Consider the following 1120-nt stretch of genomic DNA (forward strand, 5'->3'; position numbering starts at 1 on the left):
CTTTTATTTTGTCTATAAACTCACCACTTTTGATATTTATTAATAGATTTATAAAGCATTTTAAGGTTATTTTATAGCCTTTAAAGAAAGGATAAATTTATGAAAAAATCAAAGTTTTTATTGCTTGGATCACTATCATCATTAGCAGCAATTCCTTTTGTAGCAGCTAAGTGTGGTGATACTAAAGAAGATGAAAAGAAACCAACTGAAACTACTCCCGGCAATCCTGCTGAAACACCAGGCGGGAGTCAAAATAACCCAGGAGGCAATCAAAATCCGGGATCTGACACAGCACCAGCCAATGTGGTTAAAATTGATCTAAGCAAACTTGAAGAAAAAATTAAGGAAGAGCTAAACAAACTTGCTAAAAATGGTGTTTCACCTGAAAGTGTATTGGATGTTATAAAAAAGGTAAAAGGATTAGAAACGCTAACATTGAGTGATTTATCTACAGTTGAGTTTAAAGACAAAAAATTAACAATTGAAGCTCATAAAGATTCAAAGCTAATATCTGGTAAATATGAGTTCACAGTACAATCAGAATCAAGTATTGATCCACTTATGTCACACAAAAACAAAATTAAAGAATTTGTGTTTAAAAATTTAAAGGAACTAAATGTTGAAAATCCAAGTCTTGCAACGGATTTTAATGGATTATTTAAAGATTTAGAAATTGACAGCGCAAAAACTAAAGATGACTTTTTAAGAATAAAAGAAGATCTTAAATACCTATTTGGACAATGATACAGTTCATTCGAGGAGTCTCCATTCCACTTTAATTATAGTGATGTTGAGCCAGACAAAGATGATAAAGAGAGCAAATCAATAAGCGGCGGAAATCCGTATGCATATGTGTCTCTTGATGTAATTGAAGACATTAAAAAGCAAATTGAGGCAAACAAGGACAATGAAAACCATATATATGCCACTTTAAATAGTGACATTCAAACTGTAAAAGAAGCATTGGAAAAACAAATTGAAGAGCAAAATAATTCAATTGAAAAACTTTTTGAAGACATATTAAATAAACTCGAATAAGAAATATGAATGTGCCGACAGGCGCATTTTCTTTTGCTTTCAGAGACTAAAATGAAAGCATTATTGTTGTCATAAACTCACC

1 protein-coding gene is annotated in these 1120 nt (G+C 31.2%); it reads left to right on the top strand.

The window, feature by feature from the left end; all coding sequences use genetic code 4:
- The first annotated feature begins 99 nt into the window (after positions 1-99).
- Positions 100-1038, top strand: a complete 939-nt coding sequence (locus tag MAGB_RS04085) for a variable surface lipoprotein (RefSeq protein WP_004024513.1) — start codon at positions 100-102, stop codon at positions 1036-1038.
- Positions 1039-1120: the final 82 nt, after the last annotated feature.

The organism is Mycoplasmopsis agalactiae 14628 (assembly GCF_000266865.1).
GTDB classification, from domain to species: domain Bacteria; phylum Bacillota_I; class Bacilli_A; order Mycoplasmatales; family Metamycoplasmataceae; genus Mycoplasmopsis; species Mycoplasmopsis agalactiae_A.